The sequence below is a fragment of the Streptomyces kaniharaensis genome (genome assembly GCF_009569385.1).
In the GTDB taxonomy this organism is placed as follows: Bacteria; Actinomycetota; Actinomycetes; order Streptomycetales; family Streptomycetaceae; genus Kitasatospora; species Kitasatospora kaniharaensis.
Genome location: NZ_WBOF01000001.1, coordinates 223,375 through 246,842 on the forward strand (window position 1 = coordinate 223,375; position 23,468 = coordinate 246,842).

The 23,468-nt window shown below is 72.9% G+C and carries 22 protein-coding genes and 2 pseudogenes; 10 read left to right on the forward strand and 14 right to left on the reverse strand.

Features of this window, described 5'->3' with window-relative positions:
- Nucleotides 1–66 precede the first annotated feature (66 nt).
- Nucleotides 67–1,455, reverse strand: coding sequence for an MBL fold metallo-hydrolase (locus F7Q99_RS00995; RefSeq protein WP_326846119.1), 1,389 nt, complete (start codon nt 1,453–1,455; stop codon nt 67–69).
- A 285-nt stretch (nt 1,456–1,740) separates the two neighbouring features.
- Between F7Q99_RS00995 and F7Q99_RS01000 the strand changes: the two genes are divergently transcribed.
- The gene (locus F7Q99_RS01000) at nt 1,741–3,879 is read left to right on the forward strand and encodes a restriction endonuclease (protein ID WP_326846120.1); all 2,139 of its coding nucleotides are present in this window, start codon (nt 1,741–1,743) and stop codon (nt 3,877–3,879) included.
- Between the two features lie 94 nt (nt 3,880–3,973).
- Here the strand turns inward: F7Q99_RS01000 and efeU are convergent, their stop codons facing one another.
- From efeU to efeO, 3 genes are all read right to left on the reverse strand, one after another.
- Complete coding sequence (gene efeU, locus F7Q99_RS01005; RefSeq protein ID WP_326846121.1) at nt 3,974–4,807, reverse strand: iron uptake transporter permease EfeU; 834 nt, start codon at nt 4,805–4,807, stop codon at nt 3,974–3,976.
- 48 nt (nt 4,808–4,855) lie between these two features.
- Complete coding sequence (gene efeB, locus F7Q99_RS01010) at nt 4,856–6,175, reverse strand: iron uptake transporter deferrochelatase/peroxidase subunit (RefSeq protein WP_153459639.1); 1,320 nt, start codon at nt 6,173–6,175, stop codon at nt 4,856–4,858.
- 109 nt (nt 6,176–6,284) lie between these two features.
- Nucleotides 6,285–7,433 carry an iron uptake system protein EfeO gene (gene efeO, locus F7Q99_RS01015; protein ID WP_153459640.1) on the reverse strand — a complete coding sequence of 383 codons (1,149 nt, stop codon included), beginning with the start codon at nt 7,431–7,433 and terminating at the stop codon, nt 6,285–6,287.
- A 476-nt stretch (nt 7,434–7,909) separates the two neighbouring features.
- Between efeO and F7Q99_RS43010 the strand changes: the two genes are divergently transcribed.
- Complete coding sequence (locus F7Q99_RS43010) at nt 7,910–9,505, forward strand: M4 family metallopeptidase (protein WP_326846122.1); 1,596 nt, start codon at nt 7,910–7,912, stop codon at nt 9,503–9,505.
- A 10-nt stretch (nt 9,506–9,515) separates the two neighbouring features.
- Here F7Q99_RS43010 and F7Q99_RS01025 read toward each other — a convergent pair whose 3' ends face one another.
- The 4 genes from F7Q99_RS01025 to F7Q99_RS01040 form a co-directional block, all read right to left on the reverse strand.
- A complete protein-coding gene (locus F7Q99_RS01025; RefSeq protein WP_326846123.1) occupies nt 9,516–10,550 on the reverse strand; it encodes a hypothetical protein in 1,035 nt (344 codons plus the stop codon).
- A 113-nt stretch (nt 10,551–10,663) separates the two neighbouring features.
- Complete coding sequence (locus F7Q99_RS01030; protein WP_153459641.1) at nt 10,664–11,638, reverse strand: D-2-hydroxyacid dehydrogenase family protein; 975 nt, start codon at nt 11,636–11,638, stop codon at nt 10,664–10,666.
- 27 nt (nt 11,639–11,665) lie between these two features.
- A complete protein-coding gene (locus F7Q99_RS01035; RefSeq protein WP_153459642.1) occupies nt 11,666–11,821 on the reverse strand; it encodes a hypothetical protein in 156 nt (51 codons plus the stop codon).
- A 287-nt stretch (nt 11,822–12,108) separates the two neighbouring features.
- Nucleotides 12,109–13,143: an ArsR/SmtB family transcription factor gene (locus tag F7Q99_RS01040; RefSeq protein ID WP_230210126.1), complete on the reverse strand. Its 1,035-nt coding sequence runs from the start codon at nt 13,141–13,143 to the stop codon at nt 12,109–12,111.
- Nucleotides 13,144–13,182: 39 nt separating this feature from the next.
- Here F7Q99_RS01040 and F7Q99_RS01045 point away from each other — a divergent pair, with 39 nt between their 5' ends.
- The 4 genes from F7Q99_RS01045 (at nt 13,183) to F7Q99_RS01060 (ending at nt 17,050) form a co-directional block, all read left to right on the forward strand.
- On the forward strand, nt 13,183–14,118 hold the full coding sequence (locus F7Q99_RS01045) for an oxidoreductase (RefSeq protein WP_153459643.1): 936 nt from the start codon (nt 13,183–13,185) through the stop codon (nt 14,116–14,118).
- Between the two features lie 527 nt (nt 14,119–14,645).
- Nucleotides 14,646–15,269 (forward strand): histidine phosphatase family protein, encoded by a 624-nt coding sequence (locus tag F7Q99_RS01050; protein WP_153459644.1) that lies wholly within the window; start codon nt 14,646–14,648, stop codon nt 15,267–15,269.
- 50 nt (nt 15,270–15,319) lie between these two features.
- Nucleotides 15,320–15,910 (forward strand): TetR/AcrR family transcriptional regulator, encoded by a 591-nt coding sequence (locus F7Q99_RS01055; RefSeq protein ID WP_153459645.1) that lies wholly within the window; start codon nt 15,320–15,322, stop codon nt 15,908–15,910.
- A gap of 78 nt (nt 15,911–15,988) precedes the next feature.
- Entirely contained in the window at nt 15,989–17,050 is a 1,062-nt protein-coding gene (locus F7Q99_RS01060) for an SDR family oxidoreductase (protein WP_153459646.1), read from the forward strand.
- Nucleotides 17,051–17,656: 606 nt separating this feature from the next.
- On the opposite strand, the gene F7Q99_RS01065 is transcribed toward F7Q99_RS01060, so the two are convergent.
- Entirely contained in the window at nt 17,657–18,373 is a 717-nt protein-coding gene (locus F7Q99_RS01065) for an SDR family oxidoreductase (RefSeq protein ID WP_153459647.1), read from the reverse strand.
- Nucleotides 18,374–18,515: 142 nt separating this feature from the next.
- Between F7Q99_RS01065 and F7Q99_RS01070 the strand changes: the two genes are divergently transcribed.
- The 3 genes and pseudogenes from F7Q99_RS01070 to F7Q99_RS01075 all read left to right on the forward strand — a co-directional run.
- A complete protein-coding gene (locus F7Q99_RS01070; RefSeq protein ID WP_153459648.1) occupies nt 18,516–19,463 on the forward strand; it encodes an AraC family transcriptional regulator in 948 nt (315 codons plus the stop codon).
- Between the two features lie 78 nt (nt 19,464–19,541).
- Nucleotides 19,542–19,664: a hypothetical protein gene (locus F7Q99_RS42420; RefSeq protein ID WP_268267531.1), complete on the forward strand. Its 123-nt coding sequence runs from the start codon at nt 19,542–19,544 to the stop codon at nt 19,662–19,664.
- 27 nt (nt 19,665–19,691) lie between these two features.
- Nucleotides 19,692–19,811 (forward strand): annotated as a pseudogene (locus F7Q99_RS01075) (transposase); the annotation flags it as partial.
- A gap of 28 nt (nt 19,812–19,839) precedes the next feature.
- Here the strand turns inward: F7Q99_RS01075 and F7Q99_RS01080 are convergent.
- The 5 genes and pseudogenes from F7Q99_RS01080 to F7Q99_RS01100 form a co-directional block, all read right to left on the reverse strand.
- Entirely contained in the window at nt 19,840–20,436 is a 597-nt protein-coding gene (locus tag F7Q99_RS01080; protein WP_326846124.1) for a class I SAM-dependent methyltransferase, read from the reverse strand.
- Entirely contained in the window at nt 20,433–20,606 is a 174-nt protein-coding gene (locus F7Q99_RS01085; RefSeq protein WP_153459649.1) for a hypothetical protein, read from the reverse strand. The genes F7Q99_RS01080 and F7Q99_RS01085 overlap by 4 nt, the downstream gene beginning before the upstream one ends.
- A 23-nt stretch (nt 20,607–20,629) precedes the next feature.
- Nucleotides 20,630–20,860, reverse strand: coding sequence for a hypothetical protein (locus F7Q99_RS01090; protein WP_153459650.1), 231 nt, complete (start codon nt 20,858–20,860; stop codon nt 20,630–20,632).
- A 240-nt stretch (nt 20,861–21,100) separates the two neighbouring features.
- The gene (locus F7Q99_RS01095) at nt 21,101–21,811 is read right to left on the reverse strand and encodes a hypothetical protein (protein ID WP_153459651.1); all 711 of its coding nucleotides are present in this window, start codon (nt 21,809–21,811) and stop codon (nt 21,101–21,103) included.
- A 157-nt stretch (nt 21,812–21,968) separates the two neighbouring features.
- Nucleotides 21,969–22,373 (reverse strand): annotated as a pseudogene (locus tag F7Q99_RS01100) (GNAT family N-acetyltransferase); the annotation flags it as partial.
- 146 nt (nt 22,374–22,519) lie between these two features.
- Here F7Q99_RS01100 and F7Q99_RS01105 point away from each other — a divergent pair.
- On the forward strand, nt 22,520–23,425 hold the full coding sequence (locus F7Q99_RS01105) for a lysozyme (RefSeq protein WP_153459652.1): 906 nt from the start codon (nt 22,520–22,522) through the stop codon (nt 23,423–23,425).
- Nucleotides 23,426–23,468 lie beyond the last annotated feature (43 nt).

Below are 23,468 nucleotides of genomic sequence, written 5' to 3' on the forward strand. Positions count from 1 at the left end.
CCGCGCGCATGCCGCCGGAGCAGTGCACCCACAGTTCGCTGCCCGCGCCCGGCGTCCGGCCCTCCGTCAGCCCGCCTCGTCGGAGGTGTCGACCGGCAGGCCCGCCGCGGCTGCCACCGCGAAGTCGTCGTCGACGGCCACCACCCGGTGCCCGGCCGCGTCCAGCAGTGACGCCGCGATCGCCGCGCGCATGCCGGTGGCGCAATGCACCCACACCTCGCTTCCCTCGGGCAACTCGGCGGTGCGGCCGTGGAGTTGGTGCACGGGGACGTGCAGGCTGCCCTCGATCCGGCCGGCGGCGCGCTCGGCGCTTCGCCGGACGTCCAGGACCACCGGGCGGGCGCCGGTGCGCCACACCGCGGCCAGGTCGGCGAAGGTCGCCCGGGGGAAGGCGCGCAGGTGGTCGCCGGGGCGCAGCCAGTCCTCCGGCCGGCCGGTCGCGGCCGCGGCGGGGCGGTCGATGCCGACCCGGGCGAGTTCGCGCTGGGCGGCGGCGACTTGCTCGGGGCTCGCGGCGAGCAGGGTCACCGGCTTGCCCCAGGGGATCAGCCAGGCCAGGTAGGTCGCGAGCCTGCCCTTGCCCTCGAAGTTGAACGAGCCGGCCAGGTGCCCGGCGGCGAAGGCGGTGCGGGCCCGCAGGTCGACCACCCACTCCCCCGCGGCCAGGCGGCGCGCCAGCTCCTCGGCGTCCGCGGGCTCCGGCGGGGTGAGGTCGAGCGGGCGCGGTCCGGCGGAGTTCACCGGCCCCATGTGGGCGTAGTAGGCGGGGATGTCACTGAGGGCGGCGAGCAGGTCGGCGACGAAGCGGTCGACGTCCTTGACCAGGGCGTCGTTGCGGTGGCGTTCGGCGCCGATGGTGGTGGTGGCGTCGGTGCCGACCCGGCCGACCGAGCAGAAGCTGCCGAAGCCGTGGGTGGGCAGCACCGCGGTCTCGTCCGGGAGTTGCTCGACGAGCCGGCGGGCGGACCGGTGCTGGGCGCGGGCCAGCTCCTCGGTGAGCCGGGGCTCGACCAGGTCGGGGCGGCCGACGGTGCCGATCAGCAGCGAGCCGCCGGTGAACGCGGCGAGCGGTCGGCCGCGCTCGGTCAGCACGTACGAGGTGTGGTGCGGGGTGTGCCCGGGCGTCGCGACGGCGTGCAGGCCGAGGCCGTTCACGGGGTCGACGTCGAACTCGTCGCCGTCGTGCACCAGCACCCGCCGGTAGGAGACGGCCGCGTCGGCGGGCACGAGGTAGTGAGCACCGGTGAGGCGGGCGAGCTCCAGGCCGCCGGTGACGTAGTCGTTGTGCACGTGGGTCTCGGCCACGTACGCGATCGGGACGCCCCGGCGGGCGGCCGCGGCGATGACCCGGTCGATGTCGCGGGGCGGGTCGACGGCCACCGCCCCGCCGGGGCCGCCGGCCAGGTAGCTGCGGTTGCCAAGGCCCTCGGTCTCCAGGGTGTCGACGAAGTACACCGGCCACTCCTTCTCGCGGTCCTACCCCCGGGGGTATTACTGGGGGAGCCTAGCAGGCTTACCCCCAGGGGTATCCGAGGCGCGCGGTGCGACGGCGGAAGTCCGTTCGGGACGGGCGCCGGATCGCGGGTGGCGCTCGATCACGTCCGCCACCCGGGCCCCGCGCAGCACCCGGAAAGCGTCGCAGGTCGCGGGCGCTTGGCCGGGTGGGCTGTTCACGTTCTATTGTGGCGGGCGCGGTGGCGTGCCGGCCGGGAGGCGGGCGGCGGAGCAAAGGGGTGGACGGTGGCGGGGCGGCGGAACGACGGGGTGCTGTCGGTCTGGGCGGAGACGCAGCGGCAGCAGCAGCGCCGGGAGGAGGCCCGCTGGCGCGCGCAGGCGGCGGAGGAGCGCCGGCGGGAGCGCGAGCTGCGGGAGGCTCAGCGGGCGGCGGCCCGGGGCGAGCGTGAGGCGCAGCGCGCCTACCAGCAGTCCCGGGAGGCGGAGGCGGCCCGGCGGACGGCCGAACTGGACGGCCGGGTCGAGGAGTTGCGCGGCCTGCTGGCCGCCGGCCTGCGCGAGCCGGCATTCGGTCCGCAGGCGCTGTTGGCCCCGCTGCCGGTGCCGCCGTTCGACCCTGGCCCACTCGGCGAGCCCGTCGCGATGCCCGATCAGACGAACTACCTCGTGCCCGCGCCGGACCCTGCCCAGGCCCGCAATCCGGGGGTCCGGCAGCGGTACGAGCAGTACGTGGCCGAGGCCCGGGCCCGGTTCGAGCAGGACTGGTACGCCGCACAGGCACAGGAGGCGGACCGGCAGCGCCGGCTGGCCGCCTGCCACCAGGAGTACCTGGAGCGGGTGGCCCGGCACCGCCGGGAGGACGAGGAACGCTCCGCCCGTACCGAGGAGTTGCTGCGCCGGCTGCGCGCGGGCGAGCCGGAGGCGGTGCAGGAGTACTTCACCGCCGGCCTGTACGCCTCCGCGGCCTGGCCGGAGGGCTTCCCGCACCGGCTGGTGGCGGCCTGGGAGGCGCCGACCCGCCAGCTGGTGGTGAACTGGGAGCTGCCCGGCCCGGACGTGGTGCCGGCCGCGGCCCGGGTGCGGTACGTGAAGTCGGACGACCGCGAGGCCGAGGTGGCCCGCCCGGCGACGGAGCGCAAGGCGCTCTACCGGGAGGTGCTGGCGCAGACGGCGCTGCGGGTGGCGGCCGAGCTGTTCCGGGCGGACCGGGACGGCATGCTGGACTCGGTGGTGCTGAACGGCTTCGTCCGCGGCATCGACCCGGCCACCGGCCGCGAGTCGGAGCGCTTCCTGTCCACGCTGACCGCCTCGCGCGCGGACTTCGCCGGGCTGGCGCTGGACCGGGTCGCGCCGGTGGAGTGCTTCCAGGGCCTCGGCGGCACGCTGTCGGCGCGGCCGGAGCGGCTGGACGAGGTGAAGCCGGGACGACTGCCGGAGACGGTGGGCGGGAGCGTGGCCGGGCACGGCGGCGAGGACGACCCGGACCTGTTCGAGATGGACCCGATCGACTTCGAGAACCTGATCGCGGAGCTGTTCCGGCTGCGCGGCTTCCGGGTGATGACGACGGCCCGCAGCGGCGACGTCGGGGTGGACGTGATCGCCGAGGACCTGGATCCGGTGACCGGCGGGAAGATCGTGATCCAGGCGAAGCGCTACCGTTCGACGGTCTCCCCCACCGCCGTCCGCGACCTGGACTCCACGGTCCGCCACCACGGCGCGATCAAGGGCATCCTGGTGACCACGGCGGGCTTCGGCCCGGGCTCGTACCAGTACATCCGCAACAAGCCGCTGACGCTGGTGAGCGGCCCGGAGCTGGTCGAGCTGCTGGCCGAGCAGGGGCTGCGCGGACGGCTCGGCGGCGGCCCGCAGGCGGGCCGGCCGGAGCCCGGCGAGGACGAGCCGGCGGACCGTCACACCGGCATCGAACTCGCCTGGGGCAGCCGGACGGCCGGCGGGGACTCCGTCGAGCTGGACGTCACCGCGTTCCTGTGCGCCTCGGGCCGGGTGCTGAGCGACGAGCACTTCGTGTTCTTCAACAACCCGCAGGACCCGGACGGCGCGGTCCGCCTGCACCCCACCCGCTCGGTGCCGGGGGAGCCCGTCCGCGCGGCCCGGCTGACCCTGGACCTGGCCCGGCTGGGGCCCGCGGTGGAGGAGGTGGTGATCGCCGTCTCGACCGAGGAGGAGGAGCCGCCCGCGCTGCCGCTCGGGTACGTGCACGGGCTGGCGCTCGCCGGGTCCTACGCCCCGGGGGCGACGGGCACGGAGCAGTGGACGGCCCACACCGGGGGCATGCCGGAGACCGCGATGCTCGTCGGCTCGTTCCAACGCAACGGCGGCGGCTGGCGGTTCACGCCGTCGGGCAAGGCCGTGACGAACGGCCTGGCCGGGCTCGCGGGGGCGTTCGGCGTCGCCGTGGAGTAGCCGCTGCGAAGGCACCAACAGCGTCAACGGCGGAGACGGATCCGCCCCGCTCGGCAGGTGCCGGGCGGGGCGGATCAGGGGGCGAACGGGCCGGTCAGGCGGCCGGCTTGGCGGTGACGGGCTTCGCCCGGCCGCCGAACAGGTTGAAGAAGACCGCCAGCGTCGGCAGCAGGTAGAGCAGCCAGACCACCAGCTGGAGCCCGGTCGGGTCCGGCTGGAAGTTGAAGACGCCCTTCAGCAGGGTGCCGTACCAGCTGTCCTTCGGAATGCTGCTGGAGATGTCGAAGGCCACGCTGCGCAGACCGGGGAGCCAGCCGGCCTCCTGGAGGTCGTGCACGCCGTAGGCGAGCACGCCGGCCGCGACGACCACCAGCATGCCGCCGGTCCAGGTGAAGAACTTGGCCAGGTTGATCTTCAGCGCGCCGCGGTAGAACAGCCAGCCGAGCACCACCGAGGTGAGCAGGCCGAGCGCCGCGCCGATCAGCGGGTTGTAGCCGTCACCCGTGGCCTGCACCGCCGACCAGATGAACAGCGCGGTCTCCAGGCCCTCGCGGCCGACCGCCAGGAAGGAGGTGACCACCAGGGCCGTGGTGCCCATGGCGATGGCCGCGTCCAGCTTGCCGTGCAGCTCGGACTTCAGGTGCCGGGCGGTGCGGCGCATCCAGAACACCATCCAGGTGACCAGCCCCACCGAGATGATCGACAGCGAACCGCCGAGCGCCTCCTGGGCCTCGAAGGTGAGCTGCGAGGAGCCGAACTGCAGCACGGCGCCGAAGGCCATGCTGAGCACCACGGCCGAGGCCACGCCGATCCACACCGGCGGCAGCTTGTCCCTGCGCTCGGTCTTGACCAGGTAGGCGATCAGGATGCAGACAACCAGGCTTGCTTCGAGGCCTTCGCGCAGCCCGATCAGGTAGTTGCCGAACACGCGGGCTCCCTGGGGGTGAAGAGGTGGTACGTACGGGTCACGGGAGGGTCAGCCGAACAGGGCCTGGCCCCACCACTCCCCCGGCTTGCGGACGCCCGCGGGGCAGGCGAAGTGGGCGGAGCCGACGTGCTGGATGTACTCGTTGAGCTTGTCGCTGCCGGCCAGCCGCTGCTGGAGCGGCACGAAGGCCTTGCGCGTATCGCGCTGGTAGGCCAGGAAGAACAGGCCGGCGTCGAGGCGGCCGAGGCCGTCGGTGCCGTCGGTGAAGGAGAAGCCGCGGCGCAGGATCATCAGGCCGTTGTTGGCGTCCGGGTGTGCGAGGGCGACGTGCGAGTCGGCCGGCATCGCCTTGAGGTCCGGGTCGTCGTGCTCCTTGACCTTGCCGAACGGGGCGCCCTCGCCCTTGGTGCGGCCGAAGACGTCCTCCTGCTCCTTGAGCGAGGTGCGGTCCCAGGTCTCGATGTGCATCCGGATCCGCCGGGCGACCAGGTAGGAGCCGCCGGTCATCCAGTCTGGGCCGTCGCCGGAGGCGGCCCAGACGTGGTCGGACAGCTTGGCGGTGTCGGTGCCGGCGATGTTGTGGGTGCCGTCCTTGAAGCCCATCAGGTTGCGCGGGGTCTGGGCGTCCGGGGTGGTGGAGGACGTCTTGCCGAAACCGAGCTGCGACCAGCGAATGCTGACGGTGCCCATGCCGATCCGGGCCAGGTTGCGGATCGCGTGCACGGCGACCTGCGGGTCGTCGGCGCAGGCCTGGATGCAGAGGTCGCCACCGCTGCGCAGCGGGTCGAGCTTGTCGCCCGGGAAGGCCGGCAGGTCGATCAGGGCCTCGGGGCGCTTGGCCTTCAGGCCGAAGCGGTCGACGGGTTGTCCGTCCGGCCCGGACTTCTCGAACAGGCTCGGGCCGAAGCCGATGGTGATGGTGAGCCGGGAGGCGGGCAGGCCGAGTGCCTCGCCGGTGTCGTCCGGCGGTGCCTCGGGAAGGCCGGTGGCGGCGCCGGTGCCGACCTCGCGCCCGCCGGTCATCGCGGCGGCCGCCTTCGTCCACTCCTTGAGCATCTTGACGAGCGACTCGCGGGTGGCCTTCTCGGAGACGTCGAAGGCGGCGAAGTGCAGCCGGTCCTGGACCGGGGTCGCGATGCCGGCCTGGTGGTCGCCGTAGAACGGGACCTCGGCGCCGGACGCGGCGGCCGGCGCCGGGGCGGGGTCGTCCTGGCGGGTGGCCGCGGCGACCGAGCCGACGGCGGCGGCGCCGAGCGCGACGCCCGCACCTGCCCAGCCGATGACGGCGCGTCGGCTGACCGCGCTCCTCGGGGCGGCGGCGTCGGTACCGGCCGGCGTTCCGTTCTGCTGCTCGTTCTCGGCGTCCATCGGCGGGCGGGCCCTTCTCTGTGCTGACTCACGGATGCCGTGGCGGCCGGTTCGGGGCCGCCACGGCGTCAGTGGGGTGACTGGGTACTCGGGGTGGTGATCGCGGGTGTTACTTGGCGACCACGGCGGCGGCCAGCTTCGACAGCGGCTCGCCCAGCGAGTTGACCGCGTCGGAGAAGGTCTTGCGCTCGGCCTGGGCGACCTTGTCGTAGGAGGTGAAGGTGCCGTCGGCCTGCTTGTACTTGGCGAGCAGGGCCTGGATGGCGGCGAACTCGGAGTCCAGGGTCTTGGACAGCTCGGGGTCCTTCTCGGCGGCGACCGGCTTCAGCAGCTCGTAGGCCTTCTGCGCGCCCTCGACGTTGGCCTGGAAGTCGGCCAGGTCGGTGTGGCTGTAGCGGTCCTCCTCACCGGTGATCTTGTTGGTGGCGACCTCGTCCAGCAGCTCCTTGGCGCCGTTGGCCATGCTGGTCGCGGTGATCTCCGCCGAGGGGATCTTCTTCTGCCAGTCCTTCAGATCGTTGACCAGCTGGTCGGCGAGCTTCTTCTCGTCGTCGCCGATCTTCGCGTCGGCCCAGAGCGACTTCTCCAGCTTGTGCCAGCCGGTCCACTCCTTGCCGGCCTCGACCTTGTCCTCGCGGGTGTCGGTCTTCGGGTCGACATCGCCGAAGCTCTCGGCGACCGGCTCGGTGCGCTCCCAGCCGGTGCGCGAGGCCGCGTACAGCGACTTGGCCTTCTCCACGTCGCCCGCCTTGATCGCGGCGGCGAAGGCCTCGACGGCCGGGATGGTGGTGTCGGCCTGCTCCTGGGCGTACTTGCGGTAGGCGTCGACGGCGCCGGCCAGGCGCGGGTCGGCCGCGGCGGAGGCGCCGCCCTCGCCGGTCACGGTGATCTTCTGGCGGATGCCGTCGCCGACCATGCCGGGCTTGCAGGCGATCTCGTACGAGCCGGCCTTGATCTCGGCGTCGATGGTCGCCTTGGTGCCGGGGCCGATGTTTTCGCGCTCGGTGATGATCTTGTCGCCGTCACCGTAGACGTAGACCTCGGTGGTCTTCGAGCCCTTGTTGCTGATGTCCAGCATGACGTGCCCGGCCGGGACGCTGGTCTTGGAGACCTCGCACGCGGAGTCGGTGGCGTTGACCGTGACGGCGTCGGCGCTGCCGGCCTTGTCGTCCTTCTTGTCCGCGCAGCCGGCCAGGGTGGCGATCGCCACGGCGAGGGTGAGCAGCGCGGCTGCGGTGGAACGGCGGCGGGCGGACATGCGGGCTCCAACGGAAAAGGGCATGGGGATGCCACGGCGGGACTCGGCGAGGGTGGGGCACCGAACGGGTCGGCGACGCCACCTTAGCTAAGGCATACCTTACGTATGGCCGAATCGGCGTCCACACCCACCCCCCGATCGAAACCCGACCGCCACCTCCCGGGGGCTTCGACGGGCGGCCGCGCGGGCGGTCGACATCTCAGTGCGGCACACCGAGGACGTGCAGGCGAGCCCATGGGATGCGGACCACCACTGCCGCGAACGCATCGTCACAGCGCGTCCGGATGCTCGATTTTCAGCTTTGATCAGTTCTGATCGGTTTCTGATCATCTGTTGCTTTTCCTTGGACACGACTTGGCAAAGATATGACCGTTCCTCTAGCTCTCTCTGACTGATCGCCGTCAATCTCGGTCGCAGCTCTTCGCGAGCAGCCATGAGCCGCTCGCTTCCCTGCAGCTACCCCCACTGGAGTCAGAGTGAGCCCCACCTCCTCCTCCCGCCGCACCCTCACGGCCGGAGCCATCACCGTCGTCGCCGCCCTCGTCGCCGTCGCCGTCCCCACCGGCACCGCCTCGGCCGCCCCCGCCGGGCGGGACGCCGCGATCGCCCAGGCCCGGGCCAACGTCGCCCGCAACGCCGGGGTGTTCGGCTTCGGCACCGGCCAGGACCTCGTGGTCAAGGACGTGATCCTCGACGCCGACGGCGCCTCGCACGTCCGCTTCGACCGCACCTACCAGGGCCTGCCCGTGGTCGGCGGCGACCTCGTCGTCCACCAGGACGCCCGCGGCCGGCTCAAGGACTCCTCCCGCGCCGCCGCCCACGACCCGGCCGTCAAGTCCACCGCCCCCGGCGTCCCCGCGCAGGCCACCGCCGGGACCGCGATCGCCGCCGCCCCCGGCGTCAACGACGCCACCAGCACCCCCGAACTGGTCGTCTGGGCCGCCGACGGCACGCCCCGGCTCGCCTGGCGCACCACCGTCGAGGGCGTCGGCGAGCACGGCCAGCCCGCCGGGCGCGTGGTCGTCACCGACGCCTCCACCGGCGAGCAGATCGAGGCCTACGACGCCGAGCACCAGGCCACCGGCACCGGGCACTCCGAGTACACCGGCGACGTCACCGTCGACACCACCCCTGCCGCGGGCGGCGGTTACACCCTCAAGGACCCGGTCCGCGGCCACGTCACCAAGGACGCCGACAACATCTCGGCGAGCTCGCTCAAGGCGAGCTCCGGGACGGAGTTCACCAGCAGCACCAACGTCTGGGGCGACGGGCAGAAGTTCTCCGCCGACCGCTCCACCGCCGCCGTCGACGCCCACGCCAACACCGCCTGGACGTACGACTACTACAAGAACACCTTCGGCCGGAACGGCATCAAGAACGACGGCAGGGGCGCCACCGTCTTCGTCCACGTCGGCACCAACTGGGACAACGCCCAGTGGTCCGACAGCTGCTTCTGCATGATGACCGGCGACGGCAACGGCACCACCGACCCGGAGCAGGTCGACCTCGACACCATGGGCCACGAGATGACCCACGGCGTCACCAGCGCCACCGCCAACCTGCGCTACAGCGGCGAGTCCGGCGGCCTCAACGAGTCCACCAGCGACATCTTCGGGACGATGGTGGAGTGGTACGCCAACAACACGTTCGACACCCCCGACTACCTGTTCAGCGACCAGTCCACCCCGCCGTGGCTGCGCCGCTTCGACAAGCCCTCGCTGGACGGCAAGTCGGCGGACTGCTGGAGCAGCACGGTCGGCAAGCTCAACGTGCACAACTCCTCGGGCGTCGGCAACCACTGGTTCTACCTCGCCAGCGAGGGCAGCGGCAGCAAGATCATCAACGGCGTCACCTACGACAGCCCCACCTGCAACGGCTCGACCGTCACCGGCATCGGCAACCAGAAGGTCGCCAAGATCTGGTACCGCGCGCTGACCGTCTACATGACGTCCACCACCACCTACAAGGGCGCGCGCACCGCCTCGCTCAACGCCGCGAGCGACCTGTACGGGCTCAACAGCGCCGAGTACAAGGCCGTCGCGGCGGCCTGGAGCGCGGTCAAGGTCAACTGATGGCGCTCCGCTACTCGGTGAATCCGATGTGGACGTGGTCGTGGTGGGTGTCGTCGGTGAAGAACTGGTTGCCTGCGCCCGGGATCGCCACCGGACCGCCCACGTTGTACGACCCGGCGGCGGCCGCGTCCCGCATGAAGGACTCGATCAGCTGCCGGGGCGTCCCCGGGTCCACCACCGCCCGGCCGTCGATCCGCCAGACGTCGAAGGCCCGGCCCGGCGGATGGTCGCTCGGCCGGGTGGTGCCGAAGACGTTCAGCGGGTGCCCGGTCCGCACCACGCTCACCGACAGCGTGTAGGTACCGGCGAGGCGCAGCATCGCGTGCAGCACGCTGTCGTGGACGGTGCCGCTGCGCAGGTCCGCGACCGCCTCGGGCGGCAGTTCGATCCGCGGCTGCGCCAGCACCTGGGCCACGGCCGGGGACGGCGCGGCGGCGGGCGGGCCGGGGTCGCCCGGGTGCAGGTCGGTGACGGTCCAGCGCGGCTCGGCGCGGCTGAGGCGGACGTCCACCGTGGTGCCGCCCGTCGCGACCGAGCCGTCCGGCTGCCGGGTCCACTGCCGGCAGACCGCCAGCACGCTCGCCGAGTCGGCGAGGATCCCGCCGTACTGGGCGTTGATCACCTCCAGGCTCGCCTCCGGCGCGGCGGGGGCGAGCGGGCCGGCCTGGTCGGCCAGCCCCGGCGGCAGGCCGAGCGCCGCCACCCGGGCCCGGGCCGCCTCCACGCCCTGGCCGCCGAGTGGCCAGGCGCCGAGCGCGGCGACCAGTTCGACGGCGCGGCGCTTGACGTCGGGCTCCACCTCGGAGGGGCCGGGTTGCCAGAGCGGCGGGTTGGGGAGCGGGGTCGGGGTCGGGGCTGGGGTCGCGGTCGCGGTCGCGGTCGGGGCCGGCGTCGCCGTGACGGTCGGGCCGTTCGCCGAACTCGTCACCGCCACCGACTTCTTGCTACCGCTCGCACACCCGGCCGCGCCGAGCAGCAGCGCCGCCGCGCCCGCCCTCAGCACCTCGCGCCGGCCCGCCGCACACCCGTCGTCTGCGCTCGTCACGCGGCCAGTATGCGGCGGCCGGCGCAGGATCCGGGGGAAGTCCCGTCGTCGGACTCCCGATGTCAGATTCCCGACGTCGCCCGGCAGGCGGGAGTTCGACGACGGGCCGCCGCTCAGCCGAGGCGGCGGATCGGCTCGCCGGCGAGGAAGGCGGCGATGTCCTCCACGGCCTCGCCGTAGTAGCGGCGGTAGTTGTCCTGCGACACGTACCCGAGGTGCGGCGTGGCCAGCAGCCGGGGCGCGGTGCGCAGCGGGTGGTCGGCGGGCAGCGGTTCGACGTCGAAGACGTCCACGGCGGCGCCCGCGATCCGTCCCTCGGTGAGCGCGGTGAGCAGCGCGTCCTGGTCGACGATCGCCGCCCGGGAGGTGTTGACCAGGTACGCCTCGGGCTTCATCAGGGCGAGTTCGGCCTTGCCGAGCAGGCCGCGGGTACGGTCGCCGAGCGCGAGGTGGATCGAGACGAAGTCGCTGCCGCCGAGCAGTTCCTCCTTGGTCGCGGCCCGGCGCACGCCCACCTCGGCGGCCCGCTCCTCGGTGAGGTTCTGGCTCCAGGCGATCACGTCCATGCCGAAGGCCAGTCCGACCCGGGCGACCAGGCTGCCGATCTTCCCGAGGCCGAGCAGCCCGAGCACCCGGCCGTTGAGGTCGGCGCCGACGGTGCTCTGCCAGGGGCCGTTCTCGCGCAGTGCGGTGGACTCCGGCACGATGCCGCGGGCGAGGCCGAGCAGCAGCGCCCAGGTCAGCTCCACGGGCGGAGCGGAGGAGCTGGTGGTGCCGCAGACCGTCACGCCGTGCGCCTCGGCGGCGGCGTAGTCGATGACCGAGTTGCGCATGCCCGAGGCGACCAGCAGCTTGAGCCGGGGCAGCCGGGCGAACAGCGAGGCGGGGAACGGCACCCGTTCGCGCAGGGTCACGACTATGTCGAACTCGGCGAGGGCGTCGGCGAGTTCGTCTTCCGAGCCGAAGTGGTCGTGGAAGGCGGTCATCACCACCCGGCCGGCCAGCGGGGACCAGTCGACGATGCTGGAGGCTACGTCCTGGAAGTCGTCGAGTACGGCGCAGCGGAGGGTCGCGTCCGGAGGAGTCATGTCAGCACTCTCGCAGACGACGGTGCGTCACCGCGGGTCAGGGGCGCGCAGGCCGTAGTGGTCGTCCGGGGCCAGCTCGATCCACCACGGCTCACCGAGCTTGATGCGCAGGATCCTGATCGGGGCCTGCAGGTCCCCCGGGTTCGGCCACGGAACGCGCCAGGCCCGTTCGAGGATCGTCACGGCCGGGTGCACTCCCTCGCCGAGTTCGACGAGCCCTCGCAGCAGGTTGGTCTCCCGCGACCTGTTCCCGTATCTCGGGTGGGGCGATCCGGACGCCTATGTCCCGCCTGCCGAACCACTGCTCTTCCTCTGCGGCGTCGCCGGCACCATGGAGGTGTGGCAGCTCCCGGCCTCCGGCCGCTGGCTCGGGCTGACCCATCGGCCAGGGCGACACCGAGCTGCCGCTCGAACTGCTCGTCGCCGTCGGTGAGGCGTCCTCGCTGCCGCGGTGAGCCGGTCCGCAGTAGTCAGCGGTCCATGCCTGCTCGCGCGAGCGGCGCGAGGACGGCCTCGGCCGCGGCCGTCCGGGCGTACAGCACCGAGCGCCCGGCGCGGTGGGCGCTCACCAGGCCGGCGTCGCGGAGCGCGGTCAGGTACTGGGAGACGGCCGAGGGCGACAGCCCGGTGCGGTGGGCGAGTTCGGTGGTGGAGGCCGGCGCGGCGAGCTCGATCAGCAGGAGCGTGCGGGAGCGGCCGAGCACGGCGGCCAGGGCATCACTCGACGGGCCGGGCCGGGCGGCCCACAGCGTGCCGATGCCGCGCGCCGGGTAGGCGAGCTGCGGCGGGTCCGGCGGCGCCACGCGGGTGAACAGGCCCGGGCCGGTGAAGGCGGACGGAATCAGCAGCAGGCCCGACCCGGCCGTCCGGCGGTCCAGGCCTCGCGGGCGACGGTCCAGCCGCAACGCGCCGGCGGCCCACCGGACCTCGGCGTGCAGGTCGTTGAGGACGCTCGCCGTGCCGTGCTCGGCGGCCCGGCGGGCACGGTGCAGCACGTCCGCGTCGAGGAGCGCACGGATCCGCGCCCAGTACGGCGCCAGCGCGACGTCCCAGTAGGCCTCGACGGCCTCGGTGAGCCGGACCAGGCCTGTGGCCGGGTCGGCGTACAGCGCGCGCAGCCGGGGGCCGAGGCCGCCGCCCCGACGTGCCCGCAGGCGGTCGAGATCGCGGCGCACCCGCTCGGCGGGCGTGGCCCGGATCGCGGCCAGCTCGTCCGCCAGGGTGGGCGCGGGGCCGGCCGGGGCCGGGTTGATGAAGTCCGGCACGTACCCGGAAGGCGGCACGAGCTCGGCCAGCCACCCCCGGTCCAGCCCGGCGGCGGCCACCCGCGGCCGCACCTGCTCCACCCACGGCCGGTGCACCGGATGGGCCTGCCGCGAGGCCAGCAGCCGCAGGCTCGGCCCGACTTCCCACATCGGCGAGACCGCGAACCGCATGCTCGCGAGGTCGCCCACCGTGAACGACAGCTCCGCCGTCATGTCCCCCGCCCCCGTGGATTCGCACATTCCCGAATCATTGGCGGCCAGGCTAGTGCAGATCCGATCATGATCCGCATGACGACCGACACCTCCACCACCACCGTCAACGCGGCCGACTCCGGCACCTGGACGCTCGGTGACCGCACCGTCCACCGGATCGGCTTCGGCGCGATGCGCCTCCCGCAGACCGGCCCCGCGCTCATCCCCGACGCCGTCCCCCGCGACCGCGACCAGGCGATCGCCGTCCTTCGGCGGGCCCTCGAGCTGGGCGTCAACCACATCGACACCGCCGCCTTCTACTTCTCCCCGCTGCGCTCCGCCAACGAGCTGATCAACCGCGCCCTCGCGCCGTACCGCGACGACCTGGTGATCGCCACCAAGGTCGGCCCGGCCCGCACACTGAACGGCGGGTGGGCGGAACACGCCCGCACCCCCGAGCAGCTGCGCGCCCAGGTCGAGGAGAACCTGCGCCAGCTCGGCCGCGACCAGCTCGACCTGGTCAACCTGCGGATCCTCGGCACCGACTCGATCGCCGAACGCTTCGGCGCCCTCGCCGAGTTGCGGCAGGCCGGGCTCATCCGCCACCTCGGCCTGTCCAACATCCACCCGCACCACCTCGCCGAGGCCCAGGCCATCGCCCCCGTCGTCTGCGTGCAGAACCCCTACGGAATCGGCGCCTCCGCCCAGCACGACGAAGTGCTGCGGCTCTGCGGTGAGCAGGGCATCGCGTTCGTCCCGTTCTACGCGATAGCCGGCGCCGGCCGGGAGCGCGGCACTGCCTTCGCGGGCGAGGCCGAGCTGCCCCAGGTGGAGGCCGTGGCGCAGGCCCACGGGGTGAGCACCGCCCAGGTCCGCCTCGCGTGGACGCTCCACCGCGGCCCGCACGTCCTGGCCATCCCCGGCACCGGCGACCTCGCCCACCTCACCGACAACATCGCCGCCGGATCGCTCCGCCTCTCTGCGGACGAGCTGGCGCTCCTCGACGCCGCCCACACGGCCTGAGCTCGCATCAGGCCAGCGGACCGACGCGGAGGGTGAGCGTCCAGGTGCCGAGCCGGAAGGCGGTGGACGACTGCCGCCTCTCGGCCGCGCCTGGCTGCTGGTTGGCGACCCCTCCGTGGCCCGGCCGGTAGACAACGGCGCCGACGGCGCCGGGGCCGTACGTAGCCGCGCTGATAAAGCGGCGGGCGCACGGCCTCGGCGCCCCCGTCCACCCGGTTGGTCCAGCTCGTCGGACAGCTCCTCTGCTGCCCTCGCCCCTCCGGCGAACCGGCCTCCTCGCTCAAACCCAGCCACTCCACCCACACCCAACTCGCCCGGCCGGCAGCGTCGACGAGGTCGAGCGTGTGCAGGCCGACAGCAAGCTTCGGCTTCGGTGGCTTCATGCGGTGCGCTCGGGTCGTATATTCCGTTCGTCAGTAAGAGGCCTGACACAGCGGCAGGCCAAAGCCACCACGCGCGGAACCACCGCCGAGAGCTGCGACGTCGCTGGGGACGACGTATCGCACCCCAGCACCAGGAGCCCGCGCATGACCGGAACCGCCACCCGCTACCTCTATCTCGCCCGCCACGGAGAGGCGATGCCGGACGAGAGTGGGCTGTCGGACGCCGGGCGCCGCCAAGCCGGGCTCCTGGGCCGGCGGCTGGCGGGCCGCCCCATCTCGGCGGTGCACCACGGTCCGCTGCCCCGGGCGTCGCAGACCGCACGGCTGGTCGCCGAGCACCTGGGCGGCGCCGCCGTCCAGGCCTGTGAGGCTGCCGGCGACTACGTCCCGTATGTCCCGGCGCGGGAGGAACTGCCCGCCGCCAGCGCCGACTTCCTCCTGGACTTCCTGTCCGGGGCCACGGCCGAGGAGCGGGCGCGCGGTCCGGAGCTCGCCCGCCGGGCCGTGGCGGAGTTCACCGGACCGGTGCCCGGCGGCGAGGAGCGCCACGAACTGGTCGTCACGCACAACTTCCTGATCGGCTGGCTGGTCCGGCACGTCCTGGACGCCCCCGCCTGGCGCTGGCTCGGCCTCAACCACGGCAACGCGGCCCTGACCGTCATCCGCTACGCGCCCGGGCGGCCGGCCTCCTTGTTGGTCCTCAACGACATGCGGCATCTGCCCGACGAACTCCGCTGGACCGGCTTCCCAGCCGAATTCCGCGTGTGAAACCCTGAAAAACCCACGAAAAATATGCAGACCGGTCTACTGTTTCCCGCATGGGAGTCAAGGGCGAGGAGACCCGTGCGCGGCTGATCGCCGGCACGCGGGCACTGATCGAGGCGCAGGGCTACTTCGGCACCGGCGTCAACCACATCGTCGCCGAGAGCGGCGCGCCGCGCGGGTCGCTCTACTTCCACTTCCCCGAAGGCAAGGACCAGCTGGTCGCCGCCGCGCTCACCCAGGCCGGGCAGGAGATCGAGGACCTGCTCAACGCCCTCGCCGCCGAGGGGGTCGACGCCGGGGCGCTCACCCGGCGTCTCACCGAGATCTTCGCCTCCCGCCTTGAACGGTCCGACTACGCCAAGGGCTGCCCGATCGCCACCGTCGCGCTGGAGGTCGCCGGCACCAACGAGCCGCTGCGCGCGGTCTGTTCCGCGGTGTACGGGAGCTGGCAGCGCGTCCTGGCCGACCGCCTGGAGGCCGAGGGCTTCGGGCCGCTGGAGGCGGAGACCGCCGCCGGGCAGGCACTCGCTCTGCTGGAGGGCGCGGTGCTGCTCGCGTCGGTCCGACGCAGCCGCGAACCGCTCGACCACGCCCAGCACGCCGTGCTGCACCTCATCGGCGCGAAGGCATCGCGCTCCGAGTGAACGGCCCGCCCCGCCGCGGTGCCCTTCCGTGCGCCCAAGAAATATACAGACCGGTCTACAGAAAACGGAGAGCTCACCATGCCGCCGCTACCGAGCACCCTCGTCCTGGGCGCCACCGGCTTCCTCGGCCGCTGGCTGGTCCTCGAACTCCTCACCCGCGACGAGCCAGTCGCCGCCGCGGTCCGCGGCGGTCCCGGCAGCACACGCGACACCGAGCTCCGCGACTGGCTTCGCGCCCACGGCACCGAGGACACCTCCCTCACCACCGTCGTCGCCGACCTCACCCGCCCCGGCCTCGACTTCTCCCCCGACGACGACGCCCGCCTCGCCGAGGTCCGCGACGTCCACAACCTCGCCGCCCGCTACGCGTTCGGCCTCACCCGCGCCCAGGCCCACCCCGCCAACGTCGACGGCGCCCTGCACGCCCTCCGCTGGTCCGCCACCCGCCCTCACCTCCGCCGCCACGTCCACCTCTCCGGCTACCGCGTCGGCCGCGGCCCCCACCCCCGCCACCCGCTCCCGCCCCGCGAGGCCGCGGCCCTCTACGCCCGCCTCGGCGCCTACGAGGCGTCCAAGCAACTCGGCGACGCCGCCGTCCGGGTGACGGCCGACCGGCTCGACGTCCCCCTCACCACCGTCAACCCCAGCAGCGTCATCGGTCACTCGACGACCGGCGAAGCCGGCCAGTACCTCGGCCTCGCGCAACTCGTCCGCCAACTCCACCGCGGACGCCTCCCGCTGCTCCCCGGCACCCGCCGCACCTTCCTCCCCGTCGTCACCGTCGACCACCTGGCCCGCTTCCTCGCCGCCGTCCCAGCCCACGACCGGCCGCAGGCCCAGGCCCATGCCGTTCTCGACCCCGACACTCCTCTCCTTCCGGATCTCATCGCCCTCCTCGCCACCCACCTCGGCGTCCGCCCGCCCCGCGGCCACATCCCCGTCCCCCTGCTCCGCCGACTCCCCCGAGCCCTCACCGGCGCCGACCCGGAAACCCTCAGCTTCCTCTCCGAAGACCGCTACGACACCACCTCCGCCGACCACCTCGCCGCCAAGATCGGCCTCAGTCACCCACCCGTCACCGAAGCCCTCCGCGCCTGGTCCACCCGCCTCGTCGCCGATGGCTTCGGCACCGCGACGTAGAAAGTCGGCCCACCCGACTTCCCACGCGACCCACCCCGGCACCAACGGACCCCGATCAACCAGCCGCAAACGGGCGCGGCCGAGGCCGCGCCCCGGGCCGGCAGTCGACGCTCCACCAGACACGCTTCCCCGGCGCCGGTACAGAAAGTCGACCCACCCGACCTCCCCTGCAACCGATCCCGACGCCGACACCCCCGGGCACGCACAGGCCCGGACCGACCACCCGCAAAACGAGCGCGACCGGGCCGCCAGACCTGTTTCGACGCCCCACCAGGCGCGCCCAGTACTCCAGTGTGACTTCGCGATCTACGCGGTGGAGGCGGCGGAGAGCCGCTGCCGATAGTGGCTGCGACGTGCCGAAGCTTGGTGGCTTCTGCGCCAGTTCGACCAGTGCAGGAGTGCGTTCAGGGCTGTGGTCGGCGGGCTGAACACTGCGCCGATCAGGCGGCGGATCTTCGGGACGGTCAGGTCGACCGGGCCCCCGTTTCGGGCCGGGCGGCTCGCATCCGGCACGTCTGGTCGGCCTCGCGTCGTCGACCGCCGCGGCAAGGAACGCGTCGCGTCGGTGCGGCGTTGCTCCGTTGGCCGTTATGAGCGGCGCCTATGTCACACCAGTGCCGCGCCGCCGTCTATCGCGAGCGTGGTGCCGGTGACGTAGGCGTTGGCCAGGACGAAGAGATAGGCCGCTGCGGCTTCCTCGGCAGTGCCGACACGCCGCGTGAGCAGCTCGGATCCGGCGCCCTGGAGGAAAGCCTCCGGGTCCGTGACACTGCCGTCCCACAGCTCGGTACGGATCACACCGGGCTGGATCACGTTGACGCGCAGAGGGGCGAGTTCGACGGCGAGTGCCCGGGACAGGGCCTCGATGCCGCCGGTGATACCCGCCGTGAGCGCGGTTCCGGACAGGGGGCGGATCGCGAGGACGCCGGAGCTGAAGGTGATCGAGCCGCCGTCGCGCAGTCGCGGTGCAGCGTACTTGGCGGAGAGGAACGCGCCCCAGAACCGGCGCTCGAAGACGGCCCTGGCCTCCTGCGGGGTGGTGTCGACCAGCGGCTTGATCAGCAGAGATTCGCCCGCGGTGTAGACGAGGTGGTCGAACTCCCCGACCTGCTCGAAGAACGCGGCGATGGCGTTGCCGTCTGCGACGTCCAGGCGGCGGCCTTCGGCCGGCTCGCCCAACCGCTTCGTCGCGGCGTCCACGCGGTCCTGATTGCTGGAGGCGACCACGACGTCCGCGCCAGCCGCCGCGGCCTGTTGGGCTACCGCGAAGCCGATGCCGGAGGTTCCACCGATGATCACGATCTTCTTGCCAGCCAGAGACATGGGACCCATTCCTTCGTCGATGCGGTGCCGGGGTTCGGCAACCCCATGGCAAGAACGTACGCCTCCACATCGAGACGGTGAATGACTTGAAGTCTTGATTCCATGTCATATCGTCTCGCCATACAGGCACTAGAGTGGCGCTATGGACATCCTGAGCGACACCCTCGAAGTCCTGCGCACGGGACGCCCGATGGTGACTCGCACCGACGCGCACGCCCCGTGGGCCCTGAAGTTCCAACCCATCTCAGGCGCCGGATTCCACGTGGTCGTGGAAGGGCACTGTCACCTGCTGCCACCACGCGGCCAACCGCTCGCGCTGGGACCCGGCGACATCGTGTTCCTGCAGCGCGGCAGCGGACACACCCTGTGCGACGTGCCGGACCGCGATCCGGTGGACTTCGTACCGGAGCGCGTGGACCGTTCCTCGCCGATCGGCCAGGTCACCGTGGACGGACCGGGGCCGCACACGGTGCTGGTCTGCGGCGCGTACGCGATCGACGTTGATCGCCCGCACCCGCTGTTCAGCGATCTACCGGAGGTCATCCACCTTCCCGCGGTTCCCGGCCGCCACCCCGTGCTGCGCTCGGCGGTCGATCAGCTGTGCGCCGAGTTCCACGCGCCGCAGCCGGGCTCGGACGCGGTCGTCACGGCGCTCATCGATCTGCTGCTGCTGTACATCCTCCGGTCGTGGTACGCCGAACTGCCGAAGGAGCGGACCCGGGGCTGGGCGGCCGCGCTGACCGATCCGGCAGTCGCCCCGGCCCTGAAGGCGATCCACGACGATCCCGGCCATCCCTGGACCGTGGAGTCTCTGGGCACCCGCGCCGGGCTGTCCCGCGCCGCGTTCGCCCGCCGCTTCGCCTCGGTGGTCGGCGAGCCGCCGTTGACCTACCTGACCAACTGGCGGATGGCCACCGCGGCGCGGTTGCTGCACCAGTCGCCGGCCCCGCTGAGCACGATCGCGCAGCACACGGGGTACACGTCGGAGTTCGCCTTCGCCAAAGCTTTCAAAAGACACTTCGGATCGCCGCCGGGGGCCTACCGCAAGCAGGTCAGGACGGCAGGCGACGAACCAGGCGGATACAACTGACGGTGAGGGCCAGGACATCACCGCAGCGGATTGGGAAGGGGTGGTCGCTGCCGATCCCGGCCTCGCGGTGGCCCCGAAGTGGTCGAGCGCCGGGCGGATCGTGTCCAAGAACCCGATGCGGTGGTCGCGACGATGCGCGAGGTGGCGGAGGTTCTGGCGGCCAAGGTCCAGGGTGAGGACGGCGATTACTACGACGCCTGATGCGTGCGGCCACCGCGAGATGATCTCGACGAGGTCCGCCGCTACGTCGTGGACCATCTCGGCGTCGGTGACGGTGTTTTGATCGTGGATGAGACGGGCTTCTTGAAGAAGGGTCGTGGTTCGGCGGGTGTCCGGCGGCAGTACACGTTCCCGGGGTGCTCTCGGGAGGCTCGCGTCAGGCCGGCTCGAAGGCGAGGACCGTCCAGTGGACGCCTGGGCGGGCGTGGAGGTCGGGGTGGGCGGTGCGGTGGAGGAGGCGGAGGTGGTGGGTTGCGGCGAGGGTGACGGTCTCGTTCGGTGGGACGTCGAACATGCGACGGCCCGGCGGGACGGGGCCGTGGCGCAGGGAGAGGACCACGCGTCCGCCGGGGGCGAGGAGGCGGGCGAGGGTTCGCATGGCCGGCGGGCGTTCGGCCGGGGCGAGGTGCATCCAGACGGCGGTCAGGAGGACGAGGTCGAAGCGCTCGGCGCCCAGCGAGGGGAGCGCGGGAAGGGCGTCGTCGATCCAGCGGATGCCGGAGCCGGCGTGCAACTGCTTGCCGAGACACCGGAGTTCGGGCGTCGGCTCGGCGGCGACGACGGGGTGGCCGAGGGCGGCGAGGGCGGCTGCGTCGCGGCCGGTGCCGGCGCCGATGTCGAGGACGGCGGCGGGTGCCGGCGGGAAGAGGTGCAGCATGTCGCGGTGGACCTCGGCGAAGGTGACGCTCTCGTACTGGACGGCGAGCGCGTCCGCCTCGGCGCCGTAACCCGCGGTGCTGGACAGGTCGTTCACGCCGCCTCCGACCCAACCACCGCGGCACCGGTCACGGGCGCGAAGGAGGTCGGCCCGGTGAGACGGCCGTCGTACCGGGCGGGCACGAGCTGAGGGTCCTCCGGCGAACACACGGCGAAGCGCGTGTCCACGGCCTGCCCGGGCAGATGCATCCAGACGTGGTTGCTCACCCGGACAGACTAGCGTCGGCCCGTCAGGCCTCACCGGGGTGCCAGGCGGGCCACTCCCACGGGCGGTCGGCCCAGTGGACGCGGACCGGGTCACGTGGGTCGAGGTCGGGGAACAGCTGGTGGACCCGGGGCTCGAACTCCTCGGGCGACAGGGGTTCCCAGCCGTGGCCCTCGAAGTGGACCAGCCGGTAGCGGCTGTCGGTGCGGAACTCGGCGATCTTGACCAGTGGCTTGGACGTGCTGTTGGTCTCCATGCCCCCAAGCATGTGGCGCGGCGGCAATCGGCGCCCGTCCAGAACACTCTTCCGGGTCATGTCCCGGCGTCGACGTATTCGTTGGGCACAGAGGCTCGTTGAGCACGGCGTTGGTATGGCGGGGGGTCGACCGCAGGAGGACATCGACATGACCGGGCAGCCCACCGGCGAACAGTGGCAGTGGCCGCGGAATGCGTGGCAGCCGCCGCCGGTACCAGCCCCTCCCCCGACCGGGCCGGCCTACACGTTCATCCCGCCGCCCGCCCCCGAGCTGCCTCCGGCCCCGAGGTGGTCCCGGAAGGTGTGGGCCGCCGCGGCGGTGGGGACCGTCGCCATGCTGGCGTCCATGCTGGCGATGTGCGGGCCGGGGGGTGGCGACGACGTGTCGGTGGTGGCGGAGCCACAGGCCGCCTCGCCGACACCGTCCGGCCCCACGGCCCCGGACCAGGCGCCGGTCCCGCCGCCCCCGACCACGCCCGCGCCGTCGCCGCTGCCGGCCCCGACCCCCGCGGGCGGCGAGTCGGCGTCGGCTGCGGAGGCGGCCGCGGCGGAGCCTGCCGCGAGCCCGCGGCCGCGACCGCGCCGCACTCCCCGGCCGGCCGCGTCCCAGGCCGCGCCTGCCCCGAACGGCTCGGCGCCGTCCCCGGCGGCCCCGGCTCCGGACCCGGGCTCGACCCCGGGCTGGGGCTCGGGTGCGGCGATCCCGGCGCCCGGCCCGGGCTCGATCTGCGACGAGGCCGAGCGGATGGGCCGCTGGCTCCCCGACTCGGCGCAGGCCCGGCTCTGCCGCAGCATCGCGGAGAGAGCGATCGGCGACAGAGCCCCCTCCTCGGCCGAGCGTTCGGCCCGCCCGCAGCAGCAGCCGCACCCAGCCGGCGGCAGGTCCGCTCGCACCGCGCTCACCCGTGCCACGCCCGCCGAAAGCGCCACCGCGCCCGCCGAAAGCGCCACCGCGTCCACCCATACCGCGCCCGGTGAAAGCGCAGCCCCCCACGTTGGCCGGGACCAATCACTGAACGAGGTGCGGCAGCTCCATATCGCCCCTGATCGGTGACGTGACGTCCCGCCATCCGGCGGCGGGGCCGTCAAGCGAACCGCACCCCGGTGCTCAGGCCTCGCCCAGCACCTTCGTCAGCGTCTCGAACCGCAGGTCCGGCCGCAGCGGGATGCCGAAGCGCTCGTCGCCGTACGGGAACGGGGTGTAGACCCCGGTCCGGCGGAAGCCGCGGCGCTCGTACCAGGCGATCAGGTCGGCGCGCTGCTCGATCACCGTCATCTCCCAGCGCGGGCACGCCCCACTCCCGGCCGCCACCCGCTCGGCCTCGGCCAGCACGGCCCGACCGAGGCCGCCGTCCTGGAGGCCCGGGAGCACCGAGAACATGCCGAAGTAGGCGCGGTCGCCGCGATGCTCCAGCTGGCAGCAGGCGAGCAGTTCACCGTCGCGCTCGGCGACCAGGACGACCCCGTCCGGGTGGCCGAGCGCGGCGGTGACGCCCTCGGCGTCGGTGCGCTGGTCCGGCACACGTGACGGCGGTTCAGGATGTGGCCCCGGGGGCCTGGTACTCGTGGCGGGTACATGGCTACCCTGCTTCCCGGCCGGGCCAACTCCCGGTCGTACCGGGCCCCTTGGGCCTTCAGCACCGGACCAGAGGAGTGTTCATGTCCAGCACTTCCCGCTCCGCCAGCCCCACCGGGACCACCCGCCGCAGAACCCGCCGGCTCCCCGCCCCGGCCGCACTCGCCGCCACCGGGCTCGCCGCCACCGCGCTGGTCGCGGGCGCCACCGTCCCGGCCAACGCGGCCGACCGCACCCCCGCCGACCTCCCGCCCGCCGCCACCGCGGACGGCATCCCGCACCCCGAACTCGACTTCGCCGGCTCCACCGTCGCCGCCCACGAGGGCGCCGAGGACACGGCCGGGATCCGCTCCCTCTACGTCACCCAGACCCCCGGCACGGACGTCTCCGGCTGGCAGGGCAACGTCGACTGGGCCACCGCCGCCGCCAACGGCGCGAACTTCGCGTACGTCAAGGCGACCGAGGGCACCACCTACCGGAACCCGTACTTCGCGCAGCAGTACAACGGCTCCTACAACGCGGGCCTGATCCGCGGCGCCTACCACTTCGCCCTGCCGAATCGTTCCTCCGGCGGCGTCCAGGCCAACTACTTCGTCGACCACGGCGGCGGCTGGTCCCCGGACGGCGCCACCCTGCCGCCGGCCCTCGACATCGAGTACAACCCGTACGGCGCCACCTGCTACGGCCTCGGACAGCGCGACATGGTCGCCTGGATCCACGCGTTCAGCGACACCGTCCTCGCCCGCACCGGCCGCTACCCGACGATCTACACCACGACCAGCTGGTGGACCCAATGCACCGGCAACAACGGTGACTTCGGCGCCACCAACCCGCTCTGGATAGCCCGGTACGCCCCCTCGCCCGGCACCCTGCCGAACGGCTGGGCCTACCAGACCATCTGGCAGTACGCCTCCTCCGGCACCTTCCCCGGCGACCAGGACCTCTTCAACGGTGCCTACGACCGCCTCCAGGCGCTCGCCGACGGCTGATCCCCGCTCCCAATGCGGGCGGGCGGGCCGGCGAAACCGATCC